This is a genomic window from Sphingobium sp. B11D3D (assembly GCF_025961755.1).
GTDB lineage: Bacteria > Pseudomonadota > Alphaproteobacteria > Sphingomonadales > Sphingomonadaceae > Sphingobium.
Map to the genome: position 1 here is coordinate 1,158,802 of NZ_JAOQOG010000001.1, position 23,628 is coordinate 1,182,429.

Genomic DNA, 23,628 nt, shown 5'->3' on the forward strand with positions numbered 1-23,628 from the left:
GATAGAGATTTGCAAGGGGCGGACTCTATCCTTCTTTTGCGGGAGCAGCGCCCGCGTGGGAAGGTCGTAAATGAACCTCGGGCGGATCGAACGTCCGGGCGTTCCGCAATTCGGGGAAAAGGCGCGACCACCACAAGGTGATGGCGATTGCACCCACGCCGCCGGCAATCACAGCAGCGATCGGCCCGATGAGCGCGGCGAGAAAGCCCGACTCGGCATCGCCCAGCTCGTTCGAGGCGGAAATCGTCATCATCGATACGCTGGTTACGCGGCCGCGCATGTCGTCGGGGGTGTGAAGCTGGATCAGCGACTGGCGGACGAACACCGAGAACATGTCCGCACTGCCCCACGTCGCCATGGCGAACAGGGCGACGATGATAGCGGTCTGCTGCGGCATGAAGGCGGTGAGCCCGAAGACGATGGTCGCCAACCCGAAGATGCCGACGGACAGCATCATCTTCAGCCCGACATTGTGGCGGAGCGGCCGGAACGAGAAGAACAAAGCGGTCAGACCCGCGCCGATGCCGGGCGCTGCGGCAAGATGTCCCAGGCCCTGCGAGCCGATATGGAGCACATCGCGCGCATAGACCGGCAGAAGCGCTGTGGTGCCGGCGAGCAGCACGGCAAAGAGATCGAGCGTGATGGCGCCGAACACCAGCCGGTTGGTGCGCACATAAGTGAGGCCATCGATGATCTGGCCGATCGGATGACGGTCGCGCTGGCGGGCCGCTTGTGGGACTTTGCCCACGAAGATCATGCCAATGACCGCGACGCCAAACAGTGCGCTGCTGAACATGTAGGCAAAATAGGGCTTGAACGCATAGGCGTAGCCGGCGATCGCCGGCCCGACGATGCTGCCGGCCTGCCAGAACATGCTGCTGAATGCGATGGCGCGGGGCAGAAGGTCCTTGGGGACGATGTTCGGGCCCAGGGAGCCGAGCGCTGGCCCCTGGAAAGCGCGGGCAAAGCCGATCAGCGCGGCGAGTGCGAAGATCAACGGCAGGCTGATCCATCCTTCGTAGCTGGAAAGTGCCAAAATCCCTGCCGAGAAGAGCAGCAGCGAGAGCGTGCCCATGGCGATGCGGGTGCGCGAATAATTGTCCGCGACGAGTCCCGCAAAGGGGGTCAGCACGAAGACCATGACGAATTGGATGAGGCCGATCAGCCCGAGCTGCGCCGCCGACTGCCCGGGAGACATGGTCTGGCGCGCGATGTTGTAGGCTTCCCATGCGATGATGAGCGCCATGCCGTTCGATGCGAGAATCGTGGACAGGCGGACCATCAGATAGGCGCGGAAGGCGCCGATCTGAAAGGGATGGGTCGGTGGCTTGCGCCCGGCGGTGCCGTCAGGCTCGCGAGAAGATGGGCTGACCATGCATGTTCCTTGGCGCAAGGCTGGCGACGGCGCAACGGACCAAAACGCGCGCAGGGCAAAGATTTTCGATTGCCGCGCGCCTTCGCTTGGGCGGAACGAAAAAGGCCCGGCAGGAACCCACGCTCCGCCGGGCCGAGTTTGAGCACTGGGGCTGCCAGCGCCCTTCGGGTCGCAGCTCCGCCCTAAGAAAACATGGTTAATGAGTCATCAGGAAATAAAGCAGCTTGTCATTTTTCCTGGCGCACCTGCGGCGTCCTGAACACAATCGCGCCGCCTGAGATGCCGCACCTCAGGCGAGGCTGATGAAGCTGTCCAGAACCCGCTTGGCGCCGGCTTGCTCGAAATCGATCTCCAGCTTGTTGCCCTCGATGCCGGTCACCGTCCCATAGCCGAACTTCTGGTGGAAGACGCGGGTACCGAGGCTGACGTCGCTGCGACCCTTGTTTCCGAGGCTCACAGCGCTCTGCCGCGCTTCGACGAGGCGCGTCGGCTCACGCGCGAACTGGCTTTGCGCCCGTTGCCAGCCTGGTCCGCGCCCTGAACCGCGCGCGACATTGGCGAAGGGATCGTCCCGCTCGGACCAGTTGGCGCGCCACAGGCTGGCGCCGCCGGACATGGTGTTTTCTTCGTCCACCGTCTCCTTGGGCAATTCGCCAATGAAGCGCGAGGGGATGGAACTGGTCCACTGGCCATAGACCCGCCGGTTGGCGGCGTGCAGGATCAGGCAGCGCTGGCGGGCACGGGTGATCGCCACATAAGCCAGCCGACGCTCTTCCTCCAGGCTGGCAAGGCCGCCCTCATCGAGCGCGCGTTGCGAGGGGAACAGGCCATCCTCCCAGCCCGCCAGGAACACGGTGTCGAACTCCAGTCCCTTGGCGGCATGGATGGTCATCAGCGTGACTTTGGCTTCATCGGCCTGCGCCTCATTGTCCATGACGAGGCTGACATGCTCGAGGAAGGCCCCGAGCGTCTCATATTCCTCCATGGCGCGGGTGAGTTCCTGCAGGTTCTCCAGCCGCCCGCTGGCTTCCGTGGTGCGCTCGGCCTGCAGCGCAGCGGTGTAACCGCTCTCGTCGAGAATCTGGCGCGCGAGATCGGCGTGGTTCATCGCATTGGCGAGATCGCGCCAGCGGGCGAGATCGCCGATGAACCGCCCCAGCGAGCGCCGTGCCTGCGGTGTCAGCTCGTCCGTGTCCAGAATGCGTGCGGCCGCGCTGGTCAGCGGTTCACGCATGGCGCGCGCGAGGCGGTGGACCTTCTCGACTGCCTTGTCGCCCAGCCCGCGCTTGGGCACGTTGACGATCCGCTCGAAGGCGAGATCGTCCGCCGGCTGGTTGACGAGGCGCAGATATGCCAGCGCATCGCGGATTTCGGCACGCTCATAAAAGCGGAAGCCGCCGACGATGCGGTAGGGCAGGCCGATCTGGATGAAGCGGTCCTCGAACTCGCGAGTCTGGAAGGAGGCGCGCACGAGGATGGCGATCTTCTCGGCGCCGACGCCCTGCCGCTCCAGCGACTCGATTTCCTCACCGACGCGGCGGGCCTCTTCCGGCCCGTCCCACACGCCGATGACGCGCAGCTTCTCGCCATCGGCCTCCTGCGTCCACAAGGTCTTGCCGAGCCGCCCGCCATTCTGCGCGATGACGCCGGAGGCCGCGGCGAGGATATGCGGCGTCGAGCGATAATTCTGCTCCAGCCGGATGATCGCGGCGCCAGGAAAATCGCGCTCGAAGCGCAGGATGTTCGCCACTTCCGCGCCGCGCCAGCTATAGATGCTCTGGTCATCATCGCCAACGCAGCAGATGTTCTTGCGCTGCTGGGCGAGCAGCCGCAGCCAGAGATACTGGCTGGTGTTGGTGTCCTGATACTCGTCCACCATGATGTAGCGGAAGCGCTGCTGATATTGCTCGAGCACCTCGCGATCAGTCTTGAAGATCGTCAGCATGTGCAGCAGCAGATCGCCGAAATCGCAGGCGTTGAGCGCGCGCAGGCGGGCCTGATACAGCGCATAGATCGCCGCGCCCTTGCCATTGGCGAAGGCCTCGCTCTCGCCCGCGTCGATTTCGCCGGGGGTGAGGCCCTTGTTCTTCCATTTGTCGATCAGCCCGGCCAGCGCGCGGGCGGTGAAGCGCTTCTCATCGATCCCCTCGGCGACGATGATCTGCTTCATTAGGCGCAACTGGTCGTCTGTATCGAGAATGGTGAAGTTGCTCTGCAGCCCGACCAGTTCGGCATGGCGGCGCAGCATCTTGGCGCAGACGGAGTGGAAGGTGCCGAGCCAGGGCATGCCCTCGACCGCTTCGCCGATCATTCGCCCCACGCGCTCGCGCATCTCGCGCGCGGCCTTGTTGGTGAAGGTGACGCATAGGATCTCGGAAGGCCAGGCGCGGCGGGTCGCCACCAGATGCGCGAGGCGCGCTGTCAGCGCTGCCGTCTTGCCCGTGCCCGCGCCCGCCAGAACCAGAACCGGCCCTTCCGTGGTCAGCACAGCCTCGCGCTGCGGCGCATTGAGGCCCTGGATATAAGGCGGGTCGGCAGGAGAGGGGGCTGGCAAAGGATCGGTCACAGGCGAACAACTAGGGAACGGGTGGGGCTGGGGCAAGGGCCTTGGCGTGCGTTCCGACCGCTTCATCCCGATTACGCCCCCGGCGGTCTGCGGCGGATGGTTCGACCGGAACGGCTGTCCCGCTGCGGGATTTCCATCCCACAAGAACGATCACTCATAGGAGGATGCGATCATGCGCTTCTCAACCATTCTCGCCTGCGGTGCCGCTTCGGCACTGGCCTTCGCTGCCCACGCACAAGACATGCCGCCTCCGGGTGGAGCGCCAGCCGGCCCGCCGTCCGCGACCGCGCCGATGCCGGGCGACACACCCGGGCCGATGCCGGGCGGGACGGACACCATGCCCCCGCCGACTGGTAACCCCATGCCCGGCGATGGCATGAACCCGCCGCCGCCGCCGCCTGCTCCCCCGCCGCCCCCTGCACCCGGCGGCACGATGACGCCGCCGCCTCCGCCCCCCGGTGGTGGTCAGGTTGAGATGATGCCGCAGCGGCCCGTGGAGCAGACCGCTCCGCAGCCCCCGGCAGAATATCCGGTCTGCTCGCGCACCGTGAAGGACGGGTGCAAGAACCCCGGCGGGCAGTAATCAACTGAGCTTCTGCTGAGGTCGGCGTCCGTCTAGGTTGCCGGCCTCAGCAGGACCAATTTGGCCTTGCCGACCACGCGCTCGGCATCGCAATCGAAGCCTTTGACCGCGATCTCTTCCCGCTTTTCGGTCTCGATGCTCACCCAGGTGCTGGGACCGACCCAGCCGAGCCGGGCGAGCTTGTCCAGAGCGACGGCACCCGCGCCGGTGCCATAAGGCGGGTCCATGAAAATTACATCCAGCGGCGCCGACGTGGCGCCAAGCGCGAGAACATCGTTCTGGCGTATGTCGGGGCGCGCGAGTCCCAGCTTTTCTGCGTTCTTGCGCAAGGCGGCGATCGCAGCCCGGTCGCGCTCGACGAACAGGCATGTCGCTGCCCCGCGAGAGAGCGCCTCGAGGCCCAGCGCGCCGGAGCCGGCAAAGAAATCGCCCACCGCCAGCCCTTCGAACGAGCCCAGCCGGCTGGTGAGCATCGAAAACAGTGTCTCGCGTGTGCGATCCGCTGTCGGGCGCGTTTCCTCGCCGACTGGCGCCACCAGCGGGCGGCCCCGCCATTGTCCGGAAATGATCCTCATTTGAGCGTCTTGCGGAACTTGATGAGATCGACCTGGCGCACCTCGGCCACTTCAGCAGGCGCGGAATCGCCCAGCACGAAGGGACCGTAGCGAGTTCGGATCAACCGGCTGACCTTGAGGCCGAGATGTTCGAGCACGCGCCGCACCTCGCGGTTCTTGCCTTCGGTCAGGGTCATTTCAATCCACTGATTGCGCCCGGTCCGCCGCTCCAGATTGGCGTCGATGCGACCATAGCGCATCCCCTCAATCTCGACGCCCTCGATCAGTTCTTCCAGCTGGGCCTGGCTGATCTCCCCGAACGCGCGCGCGCGATAGGTGCGCTCGACACCGGTGGAGGGCAGTTCCAGCTGCCGCTTCAGCTCGCCATCGGTGGTGAGCAGCAGCAGGCCTTCCGTGTTGAGATCGAGCCGCCCGACCGGCATCACGCGCGGCAGGTCGGCGGGCAAGCGATCATAAATGGTCGGTCGCCCGGCGGGGTCTTTGGCGGTGGTGAGCAGGCCGGCCGGCTTGTGGAACAGGAACATACGGGCCGGTGCGGGTTCTTTCACCGCCACACCATCCACCGTCACCCCGCGCAGCGACTTGAGCAGCGTTGCGGGCGTTTCCACCAGCGTGCCGTTCAGCGCCACGCGCCCTTCTGCGATCATCCGCTCAACGTCCCGACGGGAGGCGACGCCCGCGCGCGCCATCAGCTTGGCGATGCGCTCGCCCTCGCGCGCCGTGCCATCATCGGCGGCCTGGCGCACTTGTGGCGCGACGCGGCCGGCGCCCCGGCGCGCTCTGGGCGGCTGGGCTCGACGATCGGTTGCGCCGGCTGCAGGGCGCTGGGGACGGCGAGGTCCGGAAGGTCCACGAGTGTTCGACAAAATCTGTGTCCGTTTTTGGGGCGGCTGTGTCATCGCTGCACTGGCGAATCGCAGCCGCGCGACCTAGCGTTTTTGTGCGCCGGGATCGATCCGTTTTCGGTCTGCGGTTTGGCGCAACGGGAATGAGGCGGCAATGTTTTTCTCGAAGGAGACGCAGCGAATACGCCGCATCCTGATTGTCGAGGATGAGCCGCTGCTCGCTTTCGATGAAGAACATACCCTCCAGACGGCAGGCTATGAGGTGGTCGCGACTGTCGATCGCTTCAGGGAAGCGACGGCCATCATCCTCGAACAAGGCGCGGTCGATCTGGTTGTCACCGATGTGCGGCTTGCCGGTGTCCGCTCGGGCGTCGAGTTGGCCCGCCATGCCCGCGAACTCGGCATCGCCGTGCTGTTCGCGACGGCCACCTGTCCGGACGAAGCGCGCGATCAGGACATTGCGCTCGGGTGCCTCTCCAAGCCGTTTCTGCCGCGCGATCTTATCCGTGCCATTGGCGTGTGCGAGCGGGTGATAGGCGGGCGTTCGCCGGGCCGGCTGCCGGCGGGGCTGAAGCTCTTCAAGCGCAACTGAGGGCTGCGCTGAGGCGCGCCGGTAAAAAACGATGCTTTGAATTCCGGCATAGCGCTCTAAGACTGCGGGTTCAGGCCCAAGCAGTCGGAGTGTGCATGTCGCAGACCCTCATATTCGCCGTGATTGTCGGTGCAGTCGTGGCGAGCGGCTTTTTCGTTCCAAGCTTCCGTCCCTATTTGCGGCCCATGCCGTTCGTGGCGTTCCTGCTCGGCATATCGAGCGGCTTTCCGCTGACGCTGCTGCTGGCGACCATGACCTTCTGGCTCTCCAAGGTCGGCATCGACAAGTCCACGATCGGCTTCGCGATAGGCCTGACGACCCCCTACACGCTCAAATTCCTGTGGGCGCCGTTGGTCGACAAGGTGCCACTGCCTGTGCTCACCCGCTTGTTCGGGCAGCGGCGCGCGTGGCTGTTCTTCATTCAGGCGCTGCTGTTTGGCGCGATCTGGCAACTGGGCGCCAGCGATCCGGCGACCGATCTCGCGCGCTTTGCGCTCTGGGCCATCGCCGTCGCCTTCCTCTCGGCCACGCAGGATATCGTGATCGATGCCTATCGCATCGAAATCCTGAGCGAGCAGGAACTGCCGCACGGTACGGCGATGAACCAGTTCGGCTATCGCACCGGCAATCTGCTGGCCGGCGCTGGGACGATCTTCCTCGCCTCGACCGAGGGCGCCGGGCTGGGCTGGGCTGTCGCTTATGGCATCACTGCCTTTTGCGTGCTCCCGGCAGCGATTGGCGCGCTGCTGGCGGGGCCGGGGCGCTATGTGGAGCACCGCGCGGTCCGCGAAGGGCTAGCGATGGGCGACTGGCTCAAGGAGACCATCGTCAATCCATTCCGCGAGTTTCTCTCCCGCCACGGCGCTTCCCTGGTCCTGGGTTTCGTGCTGATCTACAAGATTGGCGATGCCATGGGGCAGGTGATGCTGGCGCCGATGATCGTCGAGCTGGGCTTTACCGACACCGAATATGTCACCGTCAACAAGTTCGTCGGCTTTGCCGCGCTGATTGCCGGGTCGGCGCTGGGTGCGCCATTCATCGCCCGGCTGGGCATGGGGCGCGCTTTGTTCGTCTCGGGCGCGATGATGATGCTCTCCAACCTGCTGTTCTGCGCGCTGGCCGTGGCCGGACATTCGACGCCGATGCTCGCGCTGGCGGTTGGGACGGAGAATTTCACCAGCGGCATCGGCCTGACGGTGTTTGTGACCTATCTCTCCGGCCTGTCGAGCCTCGCCTATACCGCCACCCAATTTGCCCTGCTGTCATCCTTCGCCGCAGTCGGCCGAACATGGCTATCGACGCCTTCGGGCTATCTCGCCGAGGGGCTGGGCTGGGTCGGTTTCTGGGCGTTCACCGTCGTGGCTGCGATCCCCGGCATGATCCTGCTCTGGATCATGTGGACGAAAGGCTTCGTGGTGGAGTCCGTGCGACAGCCCAGCACGCAGGACGATTAGCGACGCGCCTCAGACCGGCGGCTGGTTGTTCGCGACCAGCACCTGCCCTGCCAGATAGAGCGTGCCCGCCATGAGCACGGTGCGTCGCGGCCCGGCGGCGACATCCGTCAGCGCCTCCTGGATCGTTGTGAAGCTGCGGTGCGGTACTTCCCATGCGCGGGCGACCTGCGCGAAGACCTCCGGCCCGTGATGTTCATGGCCGGGCACCGGCAGCGAGCGGATCGAGCGGATCAAGGGGCGCAGCGGCTTGAGGAAGCCGGCGACATCCTTGTTCGAGAGCATGCCGATGATCAGGTCGATGCCCTCATCGGCCAGATGGCTTTCCGTCAGCGCGTCGGCCAGCGCCTTGCCGGCATCGGGATTATGCCCGCCATCGAGCATCAGCGTCCGCCCGGGCAGCATCGCATTGAGCGGGCCCCCTTCCAGACGCTGCATGCGCGCGGGCCAGTGCGCCCAGAGCGGCGCGGCGCGCAGCGCAGCCTCGGGCAATGGCACGGCCTGCTGGTGGCGGAGCATCGCAATGGCGAGGCCCATGTTGGATATTTGATGAGCGCCGTGGAGGCGAGGCATCGGCAATTCGATGCGCCCGGCTTCGTCGCGATAGTGCAATTGGCCCTGATATTCGGCGATGTCCCAACTCCGCCCGCGCGGCAGATGCGCCGCACCGGCCTTGTCGGCCACGCGCGCGATCGTGGCGTTCATCGCCGGGCGATAATGCTGGGTGACCAATGGCGCCCCGGCCTTGGCGATGCCGGCCTTCTCAAAGGCGATGCGGCTCAGCGGGTCTTCCGGCACGTCATGGTCCGGCGCGAGCAGGAAGCTCTCATGGTCGATCGCCAGCGAGGCGATGCCGCAGGCGACCGGCGCCTGAATGACGTTCGTCGCGTCCAGCCGTCCGCCCAAGCCCACCTCGATCACGCAGGCATCCGCCGGCACGGTGGCGAACAGCATGAAAGCTGCGGCGGTGGTGATCTCGAAGAAGCTGGCATTGAGATCGCCGCCGATGTCGAGAACCTGCGCCAGCGCGCGGGCCAGCGTGTCATCGTCGATCAACGTGCCGGCAAGGCGAATGCGCTCGTTGAACCGCACCAGATGGGGAGAAGTGAAGACATGGACGCTCTTGCCGTCGGCTTCCAGCGCCGCGCGCAGATAGGCGCAGGTCGATCCCTTGCCGTTGGTGCCGGCGACATGGAAGACCGGCGGCATCTCCAGATGCGGGTTGCCCAGCCGGCGGACGAGTTCGCTGATGCGTTCCAGCCCCAGCACGTCGCGGCCGGGCGAAAGCGCCATCAGGCGATCGAGTTGCGCCTGCACGGCAGGGTGATCGGAAACGGCGTGGTCAGCCATCGCAAGGCCTCTGGGTCAGGTGCCGCCTGGCCTGCTTGCCGGGAGACTCGCCCTGCTGCGCAGGTCGGCGAGTCCTCAGGAAGGCGCGGACGGGACGGAAATCGGTGGTTTTATGCCGCTTGCTTCGTCGTCAGATAGCCGATCGTCTTGGCCAGCGTCGCCTTCATTTCCTTGCGATGCGTCACCATGTCAATAATGCCGTGCGCGAGCAGATATTCGGCGCGCTGGAAGCCCTCGGGCAGCTTCTCGCGGATGGTGTTCTCGATCACGCGGGCACCGGCGAAGGCGATCAGCGCATTGGGCTCGGCAATCTGCACGTCGCCCAGCATCGCATAGCTGGCGGTGACGCCCCCGGTGGTTGGATCGGTCAGCACCACGATGTAGGGCAGGCCAGCCGCGCGCAGTTGCTGCACGGCGACGGTGGCGCGGGGCATCTGCATCAGCGAGAGGATGCCCTCCTGCATCCGCGCGCCACCAGCGGCTGTGAAGATCACATAAGGGCAGGACTGGCGCACGGCTTCCTGCACGCCTGCGACGAAGGCCGCGCCAACTGCCGTGCCCATCGAGCCGCCCATGAAGGCGAAGTTTTGCACGCCGACAACGGCAGGCTGGCCGTCGATCCGGCCGGAGGCATTGATCAGCGCATCCTGGTCGCCGGTCTGGGCCCGGGCGGCCTTCAGGCGATCGGTGTAGCGCTTGGAATCGCGGAACTTGAGCGGGTCTTCCTTGACAACCGGCGCGGGCAGGATGTGCATCGTGCCCTCATCGAAGATGTGCGCGAAGCGGGTGTGCGGGCCGATCCGGCCATGATGGTCGCAGCGCGGGCACACCGAGAGATTCTCGTCCCATTCCTTCTGGAAGATCATCTGGCCGCAGCTCGTGCATTTGTGCCAGAGATTGTCCGGTGTCTCGGTCTTCTTGGCGATGAAGGGCAGGGCATTGCGAACGCGGTTCAGCCAGCTCATGCGGCTTTCTCCTTCTGATTGAGCGCGGCGCGCAGGGTCGCCACGAAGTCGCGGACCGGGCCAGCGGCCTGGGCGCCATGCTTGCCGACCAGCTCGACGATGGCCGAGCCGACGACCACCCCTTCAGCCACCGCGCCGATGGCGGCCGCCTGCTCGGGCGTGCGCACGCCGAAGCCCACGGCGACGGGCAGGTCGGTTGCGGCCTTGAGCTTGGCGACGGCGGACTCGATGCTGGTCTGCGCTGCCTGCTGCAAGCCGGTGATGCCGGCGACGGACACGTAATAAAGGAAGCCCGAGGCCCCCTCCAGCACAGCCGGCAGACGCGCGGCGTCCGTGGTCGGCGTCGCAAGGCGGATCAGCGAGACGCCAGCGCCGCGCAGCGCCGGGCCAAGCTCGGCATCTTCCTCGGGCGGAATGTCGACGCAAATCACGCCATCGACACCCGCCTTGGCACATTCGGCGGCGAACCAGTCGGCGCCGCGTACGGTCATCGGGTTGGCATAGCCCATCAGCACCAGCGGCGTCTCCGGATGGCGGGCGCGGAAGGCGGCGGCGATCTCGAAGATCTTCGCCGTGCTGATCCCCGCCCCCAGCGCGCGCAGATTGGCGGACTGAATGGCCTGCCCGTCCGCCATGGGATCAGTGAACGGCATCCCCAGCTCGATCACATCCGCGCCGCCCGCGACCAATGCATCGAGCACAGAGGCCGTGTCAGCAGGCGTCGGATCGCCGCCGGTGACGAAGGTGACGAGTGCGGCGCGCCCTTCTGAGCGGGTGCGGGCGAAGGTGGAGGTGAGGCGGTTCATATCTTCGCTCCCAGCGCCTGGGCGACGGTGAAGATGTCCTTGTCGCCGCGGCCGGAGACGTTGACGACGATCAGCTTGTCCTGCGGCATCGCCGTAGCCTCCGCCTCCAGCGCGGCGAGGGCGTGAGCGCTTTCGAGGGCGGGGATGATGCCTTCCTGCTGTGAGCAGAGCTGGAACGCATCCAAAGCCTGCACATCGGTCACCGGCACATAGCGCACGCGGCCGCTCTCGTGCAGCCAGCTATGCTCGGGGCCGATGCCGGGATAATCGAGGCCCGCCGAAATCGAGTGCGCCTCGGTGATCTGGCCGTCCTCGTCCTGCAGCAGATAGGTCTTGTTGCCATGGAGGATACCGGGCTTGCCGCCGGTGAGACTGGCGGCGTGCTTGTCCGTATCGATGCCGTGGCCCGCTGCCTCGGTGCCGACCATCGCCACATCGGGATCGTCCAGGAACGGGTGGAACATCCCGATTGCATTGGAACCGCCACCGACGGCCGCGATCAGCAGGTCGGGCAGGCGCCCTTCGGCAGCCAGCATCTGCTCGCGGGTTTCCTTGCCGATCACGCTCTGGAAGTCGCGCACCAGCTCGGGATAGGGATGCGGACCTGCGGCAGTGCCGATAATGTAAAAGGTGTTCTCGACCGTCGCGACCCAGTCACGCAGCGCTTCGTTCATCGCATCCTTGAGGCTTTGCGATCCGCTGGTGACGGGGCGCACTTCGGCGCCGAGCAGCTTCATGCGGAAGACGTTGGGCTGCTGCCGCTCGATGTCCTTAGCGCCCATGAAGATGGTGCACGGCAGGCCAAAGCGGGCACAAACGGTCGCCGTCGCCACGCCATGCTGGCCGGCGCCGGTCTCGGCAATGATCCGCGTCTTGCCCATGCGGATGGCGAGCAGGATCTGGCCGATGCAATTGTTGATCTTGTGCGCGCCAGTGTGATTGAGCTCTTCGCGCTTGAAATAGATCTTGGCGCCGAAACCGGGCTTGGCGCGCTCGCGATAATAAGCGGTCAGCCGTTCCGCGAAGTAGAGCGGCGAGGGGCGGCCGACATAATGCGTCATCAGGCCATTGAACTCGGCTTCGAAAGCCGGGTCTTCCTTGGCGGCGCGATACTCGCGCTCCAGGTCAAGGATAAGCGGCATCAGCGTCTCGGCCACATAACGGCCGCCGAACTGGCCGAAATGGCCGCGCTCGTCGGGCAGGGCGCGCAAGGAATTGGGGCGGGAATTGGGGAGGGTGGTTGCAGCAGTCACTGTGCGTCTCTCTTGGTCACTGGGGTCGGGTCGCGTCGAAAGGGTCGAGCGATCAGCGCCATCGTGTCCCGATGCATCTGGCTATGGCAGGCAGTGTCATCATTCCCAACCGCTTTGCAGAAGGTCGCGGCCTTGTCCACCGCATTGACGCATTCGGCGGCTGGCCTTTGGGGCAGTCTGGCGAGCGGCGCCCGCTTTGCCCTCGGTCCTGATCCATCAGGTCGGCGGGGCGGGCACGAGGATCAGGGTTCGCTCCTCCACGCGCCAGGAGGCCAGTTGGGAGAGAAAGTTCATCCCCAGCACGTCCATGTCACCCAGCGCCGGGGATATCACGACCTTGAGGTTTTGGGCGGTCAGCGGGCCAATCGCGAGGCGCTCGACGGTGCCGGTTTCCGCCTGCACCGTCCCGTTGGCGGTTTGGAGCACGACCGGCAGCAGGCTGGCCCCGCGGGGCACGCCTGCCAGGTCTGCCGTCCCCGTGGACAGCGCCGTAACGGTGGCGCCGCTATCGATGAGCATCCGCCGGTCGACGCCATTGATCTGCGCCGTCGCCCAGAAATGGCCGTCGGGCGACATCCGGATGCGCACCTCATCGCCCACGACCTGCTGGGAGTCGACGCCGAGCCGGCTGCTGAAGCGCGACAGGGACGGGTCGAATGGCGCCTGCTGGAACAGCACGAACAAGGCAAACGCCAGCAAGGCGAACGAAAACAGGGCGCGCAGAGCCCGTCCCACATAGGGGATTTTGAAGATCAGAATGAGGATCAGCGCCGCACCGCCCGCATAGAGCGCAAGGTGAAGCCATTCGGGGTTGGTCGTCATCGGCATGAAAGCTCAACCGCAATCACGTGCATTCGATCCCGCACAGCGTCCGCGAACCGCCAGGGCGCCCCAATCAGCCAGCCTGCGCCGCACGGCAAAAGTCAGAGATCTTGGCCACATCCTTGACGCCCGGCGCGCTCTCGATGCCGGAAGAGACATCCACCAGCGGCGCACCAGTCAGGCGAATGGCATCGGCGACATTCTCTGCATCCAGCCCGCCAGAGAGGCCCCAAGGCAGCGGCGGGCGATGGCCGGCGAGCAGCCGCCAGTCAAAGCGCAGGCCCATGCCGCCGGGCAGAGCCGCGCCGTCCGGCGTCTTGGCATCGTAGAGCAGGAAGTCGGCCGCGCCCGCATAGGCCGCACCGGTTGCGAGATCAGCGGCGGTCTTTACGGAGATGACTTTCCAGACCTCCAGCCCGGTGCGCTGGCGGATGGCCGCAGCCCGCTCAGGGGTCTCGCGGCCATGCAACTGGGCAATCTCCATGCCGCCGGCAGCGACGAGCGTATCGATCAGATCATCGCTCGGATCGACGAGAACGCCCACCCGCTTCACATGGGCCGGCACCCGCGCGGCGATGAGGCTCGCCCGATCGGGCGCGAGATAACGCGGGCTGGGCGGGAAATAATTGAGGCCGACATGGCTCGCGCCGCCCCGCACGGCCGCATCGATAGCTTCGGCGGTCTTGACCCCGCAAATCTTGATGGCGACCTTGGGCATGAACAATGGCATCCGGTTGGGCATCGCCGGCGCTCGCAGCCGGTTCGCGGGCTAGGTAGGGGAGGATTGCTGTCAGCGCAACGCGGCGGAACAGCCTTAGCGGATCATCGCCCCGCCGAGCAGCGTGAGCAGCTTCACGTCCACCGCATAGCCTTCCGCGCGGCGGCCTGCGATCCAGTCGGCGAAGCCGGCGAGCGAAACGCGGTGAACGCGGATGTCCTCGCCGGGCACGCCGCCGCCATCGCCCACTTTCTCAAGGTCGAAGGCGCGGAACAGGGTGAAACTTTCCGAGACCATGCCGGGCGAGCTCCAATATTCGCCCAGATTCTCCATGCGGCCTGCGCGATAGCCGGTTTCTTCCTCCAGTTCCCGCGCGGCCGCGAGGCCCGGCTCTTCGCCAGCCGATTCGTCGCCCACCAGCCCGGCGGGCAGCTCGATACATCGGCGCCCGAGGGGGACGCGAAACTGGTCGACCAGCAGAATATGGCGCCCGTCCGTGCCCTCATCCATGGCGATGATGACGGCGGCGCAGATGCCGCGAGCGCGCGAGACATATTCCCACCGCCCGCGCCTCTTGGCGGTAATGAACCGGCCCTCCCACATGGCTTCCTCGGGGAAGCGGAACTCGTCTTCAGGGGTGGCGTCGCTCACAGTTCGATCAGCCGATCCGGCAACTCATTGGGATTGTCGGCGCTTTTGGGGCAATGTTCGGCGAGGATGAGGCCGGCCTTCTCGATGGCGAGCGCCATGCCTTGCGCGATGCGCCCGGCGCGCACTTCGTCGATCATCGCGGCCATTGCTTCGCCCCAGACTTCCGGCGACACGCGCGAGGCGATGGCTTCGTCTGCCACGATTTCCGCGCGATGCTCATCCAGCGAGAGGTAGAGCAACATGCCCGTAAGGCGGCGGGTCCGCGCCTCGGCCGAAGTACGGAACAGCAGCAGAGCGCGCCGCCGCACCCGCCGCGATTTGGTCGCGCCGGGCGTCGCCAGCATCCGCAGCGCTGGGATCGCCAGCAGATAGCGCATCACGAGGAAGTGCAGGCACATCTGCCCGAACATCAGCAGGTAGAGCAGGTGTCGCGGCAACTCATGATGCCAGCCGCCGGTCAGGCCGATCAAGGCACGCTCATAAGCTGCGGGGAAGGCGGCAGCAATCAGCGGCACCAGCAGCATGAACAGCAAGGACCAGTGCAGCCCGACATCATGATAGGCATCCGACCGGCGCGCGACGATGGTCACGATTTCCGCGTCGGTCTTCAGTTCCGCCTTCGCCACGGCATCGGTGACGATGCGGTGATCGGCCTCGCTCATGGAAATCCGCCTGCCCATCACCAGCCTCCGCTCGCGCCGCCGCCACCGAAGCTGCCACCACCGCCGGAAAAGCCGCCACCGCCGCCCCAGCCACCGCCGCCACCCCAGCCGCCGCCATCATTGTCGCGACTGTTGAGCGCGCTGCGAATGGCCGCTTCTGCTCCCCAGATGATGATGGGGTGGATGCCGCCGCGATAGCGCCGGCCGCCGCGCAACCGCCCGAAAATGGGCAGCACGACGAAGAACAATATGAAGATTGCGAGGAAAATCGCCGGCCCGAAGCCCTTCCCCGCCTGGCGCTTGTCCTGCTCGGCCGCGGCCGAGGCAAGCTTGCGCTGTTCTTCGGGCGGCAGTTCGAGAATGCGCACGATCTCGGCGACGCCCGCGCTGATGCCGCCCGGAAAATCCCCGTCGCGAAAGCGCGGCGTGATGACATCGCGGATGATGCGGCCGGATAGCGCATCGGTCAGGATCGGCTCCAGACCATAACCGACCTGAATGGTCAGCCGACGCTCGTTCGGCGCGACCAGCAGCAGTACTCCGCTGTTGGTATCCTTCTCGCCGATGCCCCACGCGCGGCCAAGCCGATAGCCATAATCGCTGATCTCATAGCCATTGAGGTCCGGCACGGTCGCCACGACCAGCTGGCGCCCGGTGGTTTTTTCCAACGTCTCGGATTGCTGGGTGAGAGCTGCCTCTGTGGCGGGGTCGAGAATGTCGGCGCCGTCCACCACTCGCCCGGTCAGCGCGGGAAAGCTCTGGGCAAGCGCAGCATCCGGCCGCAGCATGAGCAGCGCGACCAGCACCAGCATAAAGCGCATCAGCGCCGGCCCGATGGCCGGCGCGACAGGGCGGTGGGGCCGGGTCAATTGCCGTTGAACATCGCGCCGACATCCGGCGTGGTGTCAGCACCGGCCTTGGCCTCGAAGGGCGTCAGCGGCTTGGCGCCATGGATCAGCTTGGCGCCGATCATCTCCGGGAAGGTGCGGATGCGCGTGTTATAATCCTGCACCGCGAGATTATAGTCGCGGATCGAGATGTTGATGCGGTTTTCCGTGCCCTCGAGCTGGGTCATCAGGTCCGCGAAGCGCTCCTGGCTCTTGAGGTCGGGATAGCGCTCGACGGTGACGAGCAGGCGGGAGAGGGCGCCGCTCACATTGTTCTGCGCGGCCTGAAACGCCTGGACCTTGGCCGGGTCGCTCAGTTGATCCGCGGTGACCTGCACCTGCGTCGCGGAGGCGCGGGCACTGATCACGCCTTCCAGCGTCTCCCGCTCGATCTGCGCGGAATTGCGCGCGACGGCGACGAGATTGGGAATAAGATCGGCCCGGCGCTGATAAGCCGCCTGCACGTCAGCCCATTTGGCCTTGGCATTTTCCTCGGCGGTGGGCACCGAATTGATGCCGCAGGCCGCCAGCGCCAGCGGCAAGGCAAGCAGCAGAAACATGCGCAGTGCTTTGAATGGCGATGAAAGCGTGGCCATGGCGGTCTGTCCCCTCATAAGGCGGTGTATCGCTTGAGTGATACGCTAAATAGGGTGTTGATTGCCCGCCCGCAACGGGCTTAGCTGCCCCGCATCATCCAAATCCATCATCAGCAGCCCGCAGACGGCAGGGGAGAAACACGATGCTGACCGAATTCAAAGCCTTCATCGCACGGGGCAATGTCCTCGATCTCGCCGTGGGCGTCATCATCGGCGCAGCCTTCGGCGCCATCGTCAGTTCGGTGACGGACGATCTCATCATGCCGATCATCGGCGCGTTGCTCGGCGGCCTGGATTTCTCCAACTACTTCGTTCCGCTGGCCGCCGTCCCCGACGGGACGGAGCCCACGCTGGAGGCCATGAAGGCTGCGGCGGTGCCGGTGTTCGCTTATGGCTCGTTCATCACGGCGGTGATCAAGTTCTTCATTCTGGCGTTCGTCATTTTCCTGATCGTGCGGCAGGCCAACCGCTTCTTCGTTAAGAAAAAAGCGGAGGAAGTTGCAGCGCCCGCTGGCCCCTCCGAGGTCGATCTTCTCAAGGAAATCCGCGACGTTCTGAAGGCGAAGCCCTGATCGGTCCGTCGCATTGGGGTGAACGAAAGGTTGCCGAGCCGGGAACCTTTGTCGCTGCGGGGGTTTTGTTTGCAGTCTCGTGACAGATGGCGGGACCTAACAGGAGACAGACGCGTGAAACCCATGATGATCCTTGCCGCTGCAGGCGTAGCCCTGACGCTGGCCGCATGCGATTCCAAGGAAGCGCAGAACGTCGAAGATGCCTATGACAACCGGGCGGACGCGATTGACAACCAGGCTGACCAGCTTGAGCAGGCGAGCGACCACATGAACGGCGCTGCTGAAGACCGCGCGGAAAACGCCGTGGATCGTCTTGAAAATCGTGCGGATGCCGTGCGGAACGTGGGCGACGAGAAGGCTGACGCGGTCGACGCGGCCAAGTGAGTTGCCAATTGATCTGAGCGCTCGCTGAGCGTTTGGTTCCACCGGCCCGGCATAGTCCAGAGGGATTATGCCGGGCTGTTTGCGTCTGCGGGCTTCTCAACCGCGAATTGATCCCTATATGAGGATCTGCCGGCTTGTCCGGCTATGGCGATAAACTGCGGCGTGTAATAGGCGCAGCGGACCCGGGGGCGGTACCCGGCGGCTCCACCAGAAGTGGCTCTTCCTTTCAGGAAGAACTGTTCCTGACGGGGCCGAACTAGGATCGACGTGTGTTGAAAAACGCTGTTTTTGCCCGGGCTGAGTAACCCGTTCAAGGCTCAAAACCCATAAGTGCCAACGATAACGAAGCACTTGCTCTTGCAGCGTAATTGAGGGCCTCACGGCCTGACATTACCCTAACAGAACGCGGTTGGACCGAACCGGGCAACAGAATCGGATTCCAGCGGCACGGGGAGCGCCGGGCAACAGAAGCTCCCCACCTCAGCCCTTCTCGCACAGCTTTTGAAGACCCGACTTCTTTGGGGCGCTGCTTCGCGCGGTTCTGGCGTTTCGCGCCCAAGCGTCGCTGCAAAGCCCAGAACCATGAATATTACAGAATTATGACAAAATGCTCCTCTCGTACGTACATACGAAAAATGATGACTATCCTTATGATTTTGTGTATTTAAAAATTTTTGTTAGAATATTGATAGCGAGTCATAAAACTGAAATACTCTCGGTCAGATTTCAAAAGATACGAGAGGAATTGTCATGAATTTCAAGATTTTGATTGCAGGAGGCGCCGCGCTCGCGGCACTGAGCTGCACAGGCGCGATCGCTCAGACCGGCGGCGCCACGGGCAGCTATGCCGCCACCGCCATTTCTGCCGGAAATCTGGACGAAGCCGAGCGCTTGTTGCAGCCGGCCAGCATGACCGATGCTGCGGATCCCGCGCGGCTCATCAACATCGCGACGGTCTATGCGCGCACGCAGCGCAAGGCCGAGGCGCGCGAGGCGCTGATGCGCGTTCAGTCGCTGCCCGCCGAGCAGCTCGATCTGGCCGATGGCGCCAGCTATTCGAGCCACGCCGTCGCCCGCACCCTGCTGGCGCGCCTCGATCAGCATTGAGGCCGATCCGGCTTCCGGCCGGACATCATCCCGAAAAGGTGCGCGGACGCAGGTCTTGCGCACCTTTTTTCTATTGAGGGGTACGGCGAGCCCGCCACCGGCAGCTCCAATGCCGTACATCCTCCCGCTTCCGAAAGCTGGGCGGATGTTCGCGGCCTCGTCCATGTGGTCGGCCGCTGCCCCAAGCCCCTGCAATAAAACTGACATGAATCCGTCACGCGGATGACGCGGGGATTGCATCCCGCTGTCACACTCATCGCCTAGCTGCCGCGCCGAGGGCGCAAGGGGGACTTCACAGAGTCGCTACTCCCGTTGGCCGTCCTGCAATCGAAATCCGGAACATCCGGCAGCGGAGACGACGATGAAACTGATCAATCGGACTATCAACTTCATGCTGGCAGGCGTGGCCCTGCCGCTGCTCGCCGGTTGCGGTGCGAGCGAGATCGCATCCCCGGGTACGGGCGGTATCGTGATCAACAATCCAACGCCCACCCCCACGCCGACTCCTACACCGACGCCGACCAACTCGGTCACCGCGGCGCTCGGCTGTCCGACGATCAACAATCCCACTCAGCTGACTGACTCGGGTACGATCTCCGGACCGACCGGAACGTGGCGCGTCTGCTCGCTGCCCGGCGTCATCAGCCGCAACCTGACGTTGGAGAAGATTCCCGGTCTCGTTTATTATCTTAACCCGGCCATCAACAACGGCCGCGTGGATGTCGGCTGCGACGGCGGTTTCTCCGCGCCAAGTTCTGGCTCGCCCCGCGAAAGTACCACGGTCGGCTGTCGCGCAACTGAGATTGCGGGTCTGGGCCTGCAGAGCTCAGTCGCTAACGGGTCGGGCCAACTGATCGCAGATACCAACGTTACTCTGACCATTCAGCCGGGCGTGATCGTCATGGGCCAGGGCGCGGCTTTCCTTGCGGTCAACCGGGGTAACAAGTTGGTCGCTGAGGGCACGCAGACGTCACCGATCATTTTCACCAGCCGCGACAACGTGCTCGGTCAGGAAACTGACACATCGATCGGTCACTGGGGTGGCGTGATCTTGATGGGTCGCGCGCCGGTCACCGACTGCAACTTCGGCACCGTGGGCGTCGATTGCGAGCGCAACACCGAGGGTTCGGTGAACCCCGCGCGGTTTGGCGGCAATGACCCGACCTACAATGCGGGGTCCATGAAATATGTCCAGATTCGCTTCTCTGGCTTTATCCTCAGCGGAAACACCGAACTGCAGGCGCTCACGACCGAAGGCATCGGTAGCGGGACCAAGCTAGATTACATCCAATCGCACAACAGTTCGGACGATGGCGCTGAGTTCTTCGGCGGTGTCGTGAAGTTCAAGCACTATATCGCAACCGGCGCCGACGACGACAGCCTCGATCTGGACACGGGTGCGCAAGGCGCTTTCCAGCATGTCATGCTGATCCAGCGTCCGGGCCAGGGTGATGCACTGTTCGAGATCGACAGTGATGGCAAAGAGACCGACGCACCGCGCTCGAAGCTGTACGTTGCGAACTTCACAGCCCTTCAGTCGCAATCCAGCACCAACAACGAAGCCAACGATCTGGCTTCGTCGCTGTTCCGCGGCAACTCGGATACGACGCTGGTCAACGGCGTCATGGTGACGCCGAATAACGAATGTATCCGTCTGAACGGGTCAGGCTCGACGGCGGATCGCGCCACTCTCAAGGCCTATTCGGTCCTGCTTCAGTGCAACAGCGCCAAATTCCTGGGCAACAAGAGCTCTGACTCGAACGCCGCCCGCTATACGGCTGCGGACGTGGCGCTGGCTTTTGGTGCTGGGTCCAACGGCAATAACGACGCTTATACATCGTCGCTGACTAGCCTGTTCATCAACGGTACCACAGAAAACGCAGTCGCGGGAACCGATCCTAAGACGATCGCCGGCCTGAGCACGGACTTCCGCGACTTCTTTGACAGCACGACTTATGTCGGCGCCGTCAAGGACGCGAACGACACGTGGTACAAGGGCTGGACCTGCAACTCCAGCTACGCGCAGTTCGACGATACGAGCAATACGAACCGGAACTGCAGCTCGCTTCCGACCACCTGATCGGTTGCCCGAAGCCTCACCGTTGAGCGGGGTGCGGCGCTGATCGTCGCACCCCGCCGTGACACCGACTATATTTAGGGGATATTTCATGGCGACGCCGCTCAAGTTCGGGGTCTTGCTGCTTCTATCCACGGCGTTCGTTGCCCCTGCAGCGATCGCTCAGGAAGCCAAGGCGGTTCAGGAAAGCGACAATACGGCTCCTGCTGCTGACGGCCAGGAGCAGGCTGCTCCGGACATTTCCATCCCAGGCGGGGATATTGTTGTCACGGGCCGTCGCAATGCGAATGTTCAGCAGGCTGCGCCGGCCGTTGTCTCGGTTCTTTCGACAGCGGACATCGCCCGGACCGGCGAAGGCAACATCGCCGGCGCGTTGGGCCGTGTCACGGGCCTGAGCGTTGTGGGCAATGGCTTTGTGTATGTGCGCGGGCTTGGCGACCGCTATTCGCTCGCTTTGCTCAACGGCCTGCCGCTACCCAGCCCCGAGCCTCTCAAGCGCTCAATTCCCCTCGATCTATTCCCCACCAACATCGTCTCGTCCTCGCTCGTCCAGAAGAGCTATTCGGTGAACTTCCCCGGCGAGTTTGGCGGCGGTGTGGTCAATCTTACCACCAGCGTGGTGCCGCAGGAGAGTTTCCTCACCGCGACGATCGGCGGCAGCTTTCATTCGGAAACGACCGGCATCAATGGTTACACCTATTATGGGTCGAAGACCGACTGGACGGGCTTCGACAATGGCACGCGCAACACGCCGGCGGGCCTTGCGGCTTATTATGCGACCGGTCTCACGACTAGTCAGATCACCAATGAACAGAACAGAACCCTCGCTGGGTCGCTGGTGACGCCAAGCCTGTCGATCGCACAGCGCGACGGCACAATTCCGCCCAACTTCTCGGGCAGCCTGTCCGCCGGCACGTCCTTCGAGCTGGGCAGCGACGCAGCGCTCGGCTTGATCGCCACTGCCGGGTTCAGCAACAAGTGGCAGACCCGCGACGCCATCCAGCAGTTCTCGAGCCAGGACGATCTTGGGTTCCTGAACTCGAATTTTGAGCGGGTGACGACGACGGATCGCAGCGTCGCAAACGGCCTTTTGGGCGTTGGCCTGGAATTTGGCGACAACAAGATCCGGACGACCGCACTCTACATTCGCGATACGCTGAAAAGCACGCGCATCGGAATCGGCACCCGGTCCCAGGGGGCCACATTCCAGGTGCAGGACACCGCCTGGTACGAGCGTCAGCTCATCGACACGCAGTTGGTCGGAGAGTTCAAGCCGTTCGATGGGCTCAGCGTTGATCTGCGTGCCAGTTACGCCAATTCTCAGCGCGAAGCGCCGGCCGAGACGAGTTTCGAGTATTTTCGGACGGGTAACAGTGAGGATCCCTACGGCAACCTCTATCAGATCAGCCTGACCGGCAATGTGGGTAATCGCCCACGTATTGCCTTCTCGGATCTCAATGAGGATTTGTGGGCAGCAGGGGGTGACGTCACCTACAAGCTTACCCCGGACATCAGTCTGGGCGCTGGCTATTATTATCAGGTGACGCGCCGTACTACCGTCCGCCGCGAATTCCAGTTGAACGCTGACAATTCAACGCCGACGGGTGTTCTGCTATTGCGGCCCGATATCCTGTTTTCGCCGGGCGTCATCAATGCCGTCGGACCGGGTGGTGCGATCAATCCCTATGGCATCGAAGCGAACGAGGTCGAGCCGAACCCGGCTTGGAGCGCTCGCCTCAAGAATCACGCCGGTTACGGCAAGATCAACTGGCAGTTGATACCGGGCCTTACCGTCGATGCTGGCGTCCGCTATGAAAGGGCGTTCCAGCGCACCCAGCGTATTCAGGTCTTCCTCTCGGACGCTTCGGTGTTCCGCACTGCCCTGAAGAATGACTACTGGCTGCCCGCCGGAACGGTGACCTGGGAGTTCCAGCCGGCCATGCAGCTGCGCTTCAATGCCTCCAAGACCATCGCACGGCCCCAGTTCCGCGAGCTGGTGCTTCAGCCTTATTTCGACCCCGAAACCAACCGGACCTATACGGGCAATCCATTCCTCACGGACAGTAAACTGACCAATTTCGAGGGCCGGTACGAATGGTATTTCGATCGCGACCAGCGGCTGTCCGTCGCCGGGTTCTACAAGACGATCGATCGGCCGATCGAGGCGTATCTATCGCTCGACTCATCCGGAAACAGCGCGTCGACTTTCTTCGCCAATGCGCCGAGGGCAAGTCTGTACGGTGTTGAAGTTGACGTGCAGAAATATTTCAACATGTCCGACTGGTTTGCTGGCGATATGTTCGCGGCCCGCCGTCTGGTGACGATTGCGAACTACACTTACACCAAGTCCAAGCTGAAGGTTGCGAGCGGCGATACCACCATTGGGGCCAACGGCGTCGTGACTGCTGCAACTGCCTATTTCAAGGACGGTTCCTCGCTGACCGGACAGTCCGATCACATCGTCAATTTCCAGCTCGGCATGGAGAATACGGACCGGTTGTCGCAACAGACATTCATCCTCTCCTACGCCAGCAAGCGGGTGACCAGCCGGGGCGTGTCTGGCGATCAGCCGGATGTGTTTGAGCATCCTGGCTTTAATTTGGACTTCGTCTGGAGAGAGGGCGTGTTGATCGGAAGCCGCGAGGTTGACCTCAAGGCAGAGGTCCGCAACATCCTGTACAACAAGTATCGCGAATATCAGGAATTGGGCGACCGGCGCGTCTACTATAATTTCTACAATATTGGCACGACCTTCAGTCTCTCAGCATCATTGAAGTTCTGATCGACTGCG

Annotated in this window: 22 protein-coding genes and 1 other RNA gene; 9 read left to right on the top strand and 14 right to left on the bottom strand. The window is 64.0% G+C overall.

Annotation, left to right across the window (positions count from 1 at the left end):
* Window positions 1-25: 25 nt before the first annotated feature.
* Both M2334_RS05470 and M2334_RS05475 read right to left on the bottom strand, forming a co-directional pair.
* Entirely contained in the window at window positions 26-1,375 is a 1,350-nt protein-coding gene (locus M2334_RS05470) for an MFS transporter (RefSeq protein ID WP_264604953.1), read from the bottom strand.
* A 289-nt stretch (window positions 1,376-1,664) separates the two neighbouring features.
* Window positions 1,665-4,007 carry an ATP-dependent helicase gene (locus tag M2334_RS05475; RefSeq protein WP_264604954.1) on the bottom strand — a complete coding sequence of 781 codons (2,343 nt, stop codon included), beginning with the start codon at window positions 4,005-4,007 and terminating at the stop codon, window positions 1,665-1,667.
* A gap of 106 nt (window positions 4,008-4,113) precedes the next feature.
* On the opposite strand from M2334_RS05475, the gene M2334_RS05480 reads away from it, so the two are divergent.
* Entirely contained in the window at window positions 4,114-4,524 is a 411-nt protein-coding gene (locus tag M2334_RS05480; protein ID WP_264604955.1) for a hypothetical protein, read from the top strand.
* 32 nt (window positions 4,525-4,556) lie between these two features.
* Here the strand turns inward: M2334_RS05480 and rsmD are convergent, their stop codons facing one another.
* Complete coding sequence (gene rsmD / locus M2334_RS05485) at window positions 4,557-5,099, bottom strand: 16S rRNA (guanine(966)-N(2))-methyltransferase RsmD (protein ID WP_264604956.1); 543 nt, start codon at window positions 5,097-5,099, stop codon at window positions 4,557-4,559.
* Window positions 5,096-5,998, bottom strand: coding sequence for a pseudouridine synthase (locus tag M2334_RS05490; protein ID WP_264604957.1), 903 nt, complete (start codon window positions 5,996-5,998; stop codon window positions 5,096-5,098). Before M2334_RS05490 ends, rsmD begins: the two co-directional genes overlap by 4 nt.
* Before the next feature lie 100 nt (window positions 5,999-6,098).
* On the opposite strand from M2334_RS05490, the gene M2334_RS05495 reads away from it, so the two are divergent.
* Both M2334_RS05495 and M2334_RS05500 read left to right on the top strand, forming a co-directional pair.
* Window positions 6,099-6,536, top strand: coding sequence for a response regulator (locus M2334_RS05495; RefSeq protein ID WP_264604958.1), 438 nt, complete (start codon window positions 6,099-6,101; stop codon window positions 6,534-6,536).
* Between the two features lie 95 nt (window positions 6,537-6,631).
* Window positions 6,632-7,990, top strand: a complete 1,359-nt coding sequence (locus M2334_RS05500) for an AmpG family muropeptide MFS transporter (protein WP_264604959.1) — start codon at window positions 6,632-6,634, stop codon at window positions 7,988-7,990.
* A 9-nt stretch (window positions 7,991-7,999) separates the two neighbouring features.
* Here M2334_RS05500 and M2334_RS05505 read toward each other — a convergent pair whose 3' ends face one another.
* The 10 genes from M2334_RS05505 to M2334_RS05550 all read right to left on the bottom strand — a co-directional run bounded on the left by M2334_RS05505 (window position 8,000) and on the right by M2334_RS05550 (window position 16,697).
* Entirely contained in the window at window positions 8,000-9,337 is a 1,338-nt protein-coding gene (locus M2334_RS05505) for a bifunctional folylpolyglutamate synthase/dihydrofolate synthase (protein WP_264570925.1), read from the bottom strand.
* A gap of 110 nt (window positions 9,338-9,447) precedes the next feature.
* Entirely contained in the window at window positions 9,448-10,302 is an 855-nt protein-coding gene (gene accD, locus M2334_RS05510; protein ID WP_264604960.1) for an acetyl-CoA carboxylase, carboxyltransferase subunit beta, read from the bottom strand.
* On the bottom strand, window positions 10,299-11,108 hold the full coding sequence (gene trpA, locus M2334_RS05515; protein WP_264570923.1) for a tryptophan synthase subunit alpha: 810 nt from the start codon (window positions 11,106-11,108) through the stop codon (window positions 10,299-10,301). Before trpA ends, accD begins: the two co-directional genes overlap by 4 nt.
* On the bottom strand, window positions 11,105-12,361 hold the full coding sequence (gene trpB / locus M2334_RS05520; RefSeq protein ID WP_264585490.1) for a tryptophan synthase subunit beta: 1,257 nt from the start codon (window positions 12,359-12,361) through the stop codon (window positions 11,105-11,107). The genes trpA and trpB overlap by 4 nt, the downstream gene beginning before the upstream one ends.
* A gap of 216 nt (window positions 12,362-12,577) precedes the next feature.
* Window positions 12,578-13,183: a TIGR02281 family clan AA aspartic protease gene (locus tag M2334_RS05525; RefSeq protein ID WP_264604961.1), complete on the bottom strand. Its 606-nt coding sequence runs from the start codon at window positions 13,181-13,183 to the stop codon at window positions 12,578-12,580.
* A 73-nt stretch (window positions 13,184-13,256) separates the two neighbouring features.
* Complete coding sequence (locus tag M2334_RS05530; protein ID WP_264604962.1) at window positions 13,257-13,901, bottom strand: phosphoribosylanthranilate isomerase; 645 nt, start codon at window positions 13,899-13,901, stop codon at window positions 13,257-13,259.
* 96 nt (window positions 13,902-13,997) lie between these two features.
* Window positions 13,998-14,504 carry an NUDIX hydrolase gene (locus tag M2334_RS05535; protein ID WP_264606039.1) on the bottom strand — a complete coding sequence of 169 codons (507 nt, stop codon included), beginning with the start codon at window positions 14,502-14,504 and terminating at the stop codon, window positions 13,998-14,000.
* Window positions 14,505-14,548: 44 nt separating this feature from the next.
* Window positions 14,549-15,214: a TPM domain-containing protein gene (locus tag M2334_RS05540; protein WP_264594115.1), complete on the bottom strand. Its 666-nt coding sequence runs from the start codon at window positions 15,212-15,214 to the stop codon at window positions 14,549-14,551.
* A gap of 17 nt (window positions 15,215-15,231) precedes the next feature.
* The gene (locus tag M2334_RS05545) at window positions 15,232-16,035 is read right to left on the bottom strand and encodes a TPM domain-containing protein (RefSeq protein WP_264574903.1); all 804 of its coding nucleotides are present in this window, start codon (window positions 16,033-16,035) and stop codon (window positions 15,232-15,234) included.
* Window positions 16,036-16,079: 44 nt separating this feature from the next.
* Window positions 16,080-16,697 carry a LemA family protein gene (locus M2334_RS05550; protein ID WP_181560247.1) on the bottom strand — a complete coding sequence of 206 codons (618 nt, stop codon included), beginning with the start codon at window positions 16,695-16,697 and terminating at the stop codon, window positions 16,080-16,082.
* Window positions 16,698-16,840: 143 nt separating this feature from the next.
* Between M2334_RS05550 and mscL the strand changes: the two genes are divergently transcribed.
* The 6 genes from mscL to M2334_RS05580 all read left to right on the top strand — a co-directional run bounded on the left by mscL (window position 16,841) and on the right by M2334_RS05580 (window position 23,619).
* Complete coding sequence (gene mscL, locus M2334_RS05555) at window positions 16,841-17,269, top strand: large conductance mechanosensitive channel protein MscL (RefSeq protein WP_264573312.1); 429 nt, start codon at window positions 16,841-16,843, stop codon at window positions 17,267-17,269.
* A 123-nt stretch (window positions 17,270-17,392) separates the two neighbouring features.
* On the top strand, window positions 17,393-17,653 hold the full coding sequence (locus M2334_RS05560; RefSeq protein WP_264595368.1) for a hypothetical protein: 261 nt from the start codon (window positions 17,393-17,395) through the stop codon (window positions 17,651-17,653).
* An 89-nt stretch (window positions 17,654-17,742) separates the two neighbouring features.
* Window positions 17,743-18,133, top strand: a transfer-messenger RNA (tmRNA) gene (gene ssrA / locus M2334_RS05565).
* Window positions 18,134-18,403: 270 nt separating this feature from the next.
* Window positions 18,404-18,760 (top strand): tetratricopeptide repeat protein, encoded by a 357-nt coding sequence (locus M2334_RS05570; RefSeq protein ID WP_264604963.1) that lies wholly within the window; start codon window positions 18,404-18,406, stop codon window positions 18,758-18,760.
* Between the two features lie 361 nt (window positions 18,761-19,121).
* Entirely contained in the window at window positions 19,122-20,840 is a 1,719-nt protein-coding gene (locus tag M2334_RS05575) for a hypothetical protein (protein WP_264604964.1), read from the top strand.
* An 88-nt stretch (window positions 20,841-20,928) separates the two neighbouring features.
* Window positions 20,929-23,619: a TonB-dependent receptor domain-containing protein gene (locus tag M2334_RS05580; protein ID WP_264604965.1), complete on the top strand. Its 2,691-nt coding sequence runs from the start codon at window positions 20,929-20,931 to the stop codon at window positions 23,617-23,619.
* Window positions 23,620-23,628 lie beyond the last annotated feature (9 nt).

What these genes read in the sequence shown, in the direction of transcription:
- M2334_RS05530 (WP_264604962.1), bottom strand. Translation starts at nt 13,901, where the DNA reads ATGCCCAAGGTCGCCATCAAGATTTGCGGGGTCAAGACCGCCGAAGCT.
- M2334_RS05535 (WP_264606039.1), bottom strand. Translation starts at nt 14,504, where the DNA reads ATGTGGGAGGGCCGGTTCATTACCGCCAAGAGGCGCGGGCGGTGGGAA.
- M2334_RS05540 (WP_264594115.1), bottom strand. Translation starts at nt 15,214, where the DNA reads ATGAGCGAGGCCGATCACCGCATCGTCACCGATGCCGTGGCGAAGGCG.
- M2334_RS05550 (WP_181560247.1), bottom strand. Translation starts at nt 16,697, where the DNA reads ATGGCCACGCTTTCATCGCCATTCAAAGCACTGCGCATGTTTCTGCTG.
- M2334_RS05470 (WP_264604953.1), bottom strand. Translation starts at nt 1,375, where the DNA reads ATGGTCAGCCCATCTTCTCGCGAGCCTGACGGCACCGCCGGGCGCAAG.
- trpA (WP_264570923.1), bottom strand. Translation starts at nt 11,108, where the DNA reads ATGAACCGCCTCACCTCCACCTTCGCCCGCACCCGCTCAGAAGGGCGC.
- M2334_RS05580 (WP_264604965.1), top strand. Translation starts at nt 20,929, where the DNA reads ATGGCGACGCCGCTCAAGTTCGGGGTCTTGCTGCTTCTATCCACGGCG.
- rsmD (WP_264604956.1), bottom strand. Translation starts at nt 5,099, where the DNA reads ATGAGGATCATTTCCGGACAATGGCGGGGCCGCCCGCTGGTGGCGCCA.
- accD (WP_264604960.1), bottom strand. Translation starts at nt 10,302, where the DNA reads ATGAGCTGGCTGAACCGCGTTCGCAATGCCCTGCCCTTCATCGCCAAG.
- M2334_RS05505 (WP_264570925.1), bottom strand. Translation starts at nt 9,337, where the DNA reads ATGGCTGACCACGCCGTTTCCGATCACCCTGCCGTGCAGGCGCAACTC.
- M2334_RS05570 (WP_264604963.1), top strand. Translation starts at nt 18,404, where the DNA reads ATGAATTTCAAGATTTTGATTGCAGGAGGCGCCGCGCTCGCGGCACTG.
- M2334_RS05575 (WP_264604964.1), top strand. Translation starts at nt 19,122, where the DNA reads ATGAAACTGATCAATCGGACTATCAACTTCATGCTGGCAGGCGTGGCC.
- M2334_RS05480 (WP_264604955.1), top strand. Translation starts at nt 4,114, where the DNA reads ATGCGCTTCTCAACCATTCTCGCCTGCGGTGCCGCTTCGGCACTGGCC.
- M2334_RS05525 (WP_264604961.1), bottom strand. Translation starts at nt 13,183, where the DNA reads ATGACGACCAACCCCGAATGGCTTCACCTTGCGCTCTATGCGGGCGGT.
- M2334_RS05475 (WP_264604954.1), bottom strand. Translation starts at nt 4,007, where the DNA reads ATGAAGCGGTCGGAACGCACGCCAAGGCCCTTGCCCCAGCCCCACCCG.
- M2334_RS05545 (WP_264574903.1), bottom strand. Translation starts at nt 16,035, where the DNA reads ATGCGCTTTATGCTGGTGCTGGTCGCGCTGCTCATGCTGCGGCCGGAT.
- M2334_RS05495 (WP_264604958.1), top strand. Translation starts at nt 6,099, where the DNA reads ATGTTTTTCTCGAAGGAGACGCAGCGAATACGCCGCATCCTGATTGTC.
- M2334_RS05490 (WP_264604957.1), bottom strand. Translation starts at nt 5,998, where the DNA reads ATGACACAGCCGCCCCAAAAACGGACACAGATTTTGTCGAACACTCGT.
- mscL (WP_264573312.1), top strand. Translation starts at nt 16,841, where the DNA reads ATGCTGACCGAATTCAAAGCCTTCATCGCACGGGGCAATGTCCTCGAT.
- M2334_RS05500 (WP_264604959.1), top strand. Translation starts at nt 6,632, where the DNA reads ATGTCGCAGACCCTCATATTCGCCGTGATTGTCGGTGCAGTCGTGGCG.
- M2334_RS05560 (WP_264595368.1), top strand. Translation starts at nt 17,393, where the DNA reads ATGATGATCCTTGCCGCTGCAGGCGTAGCCCTGACGCTGGCCGCATGC.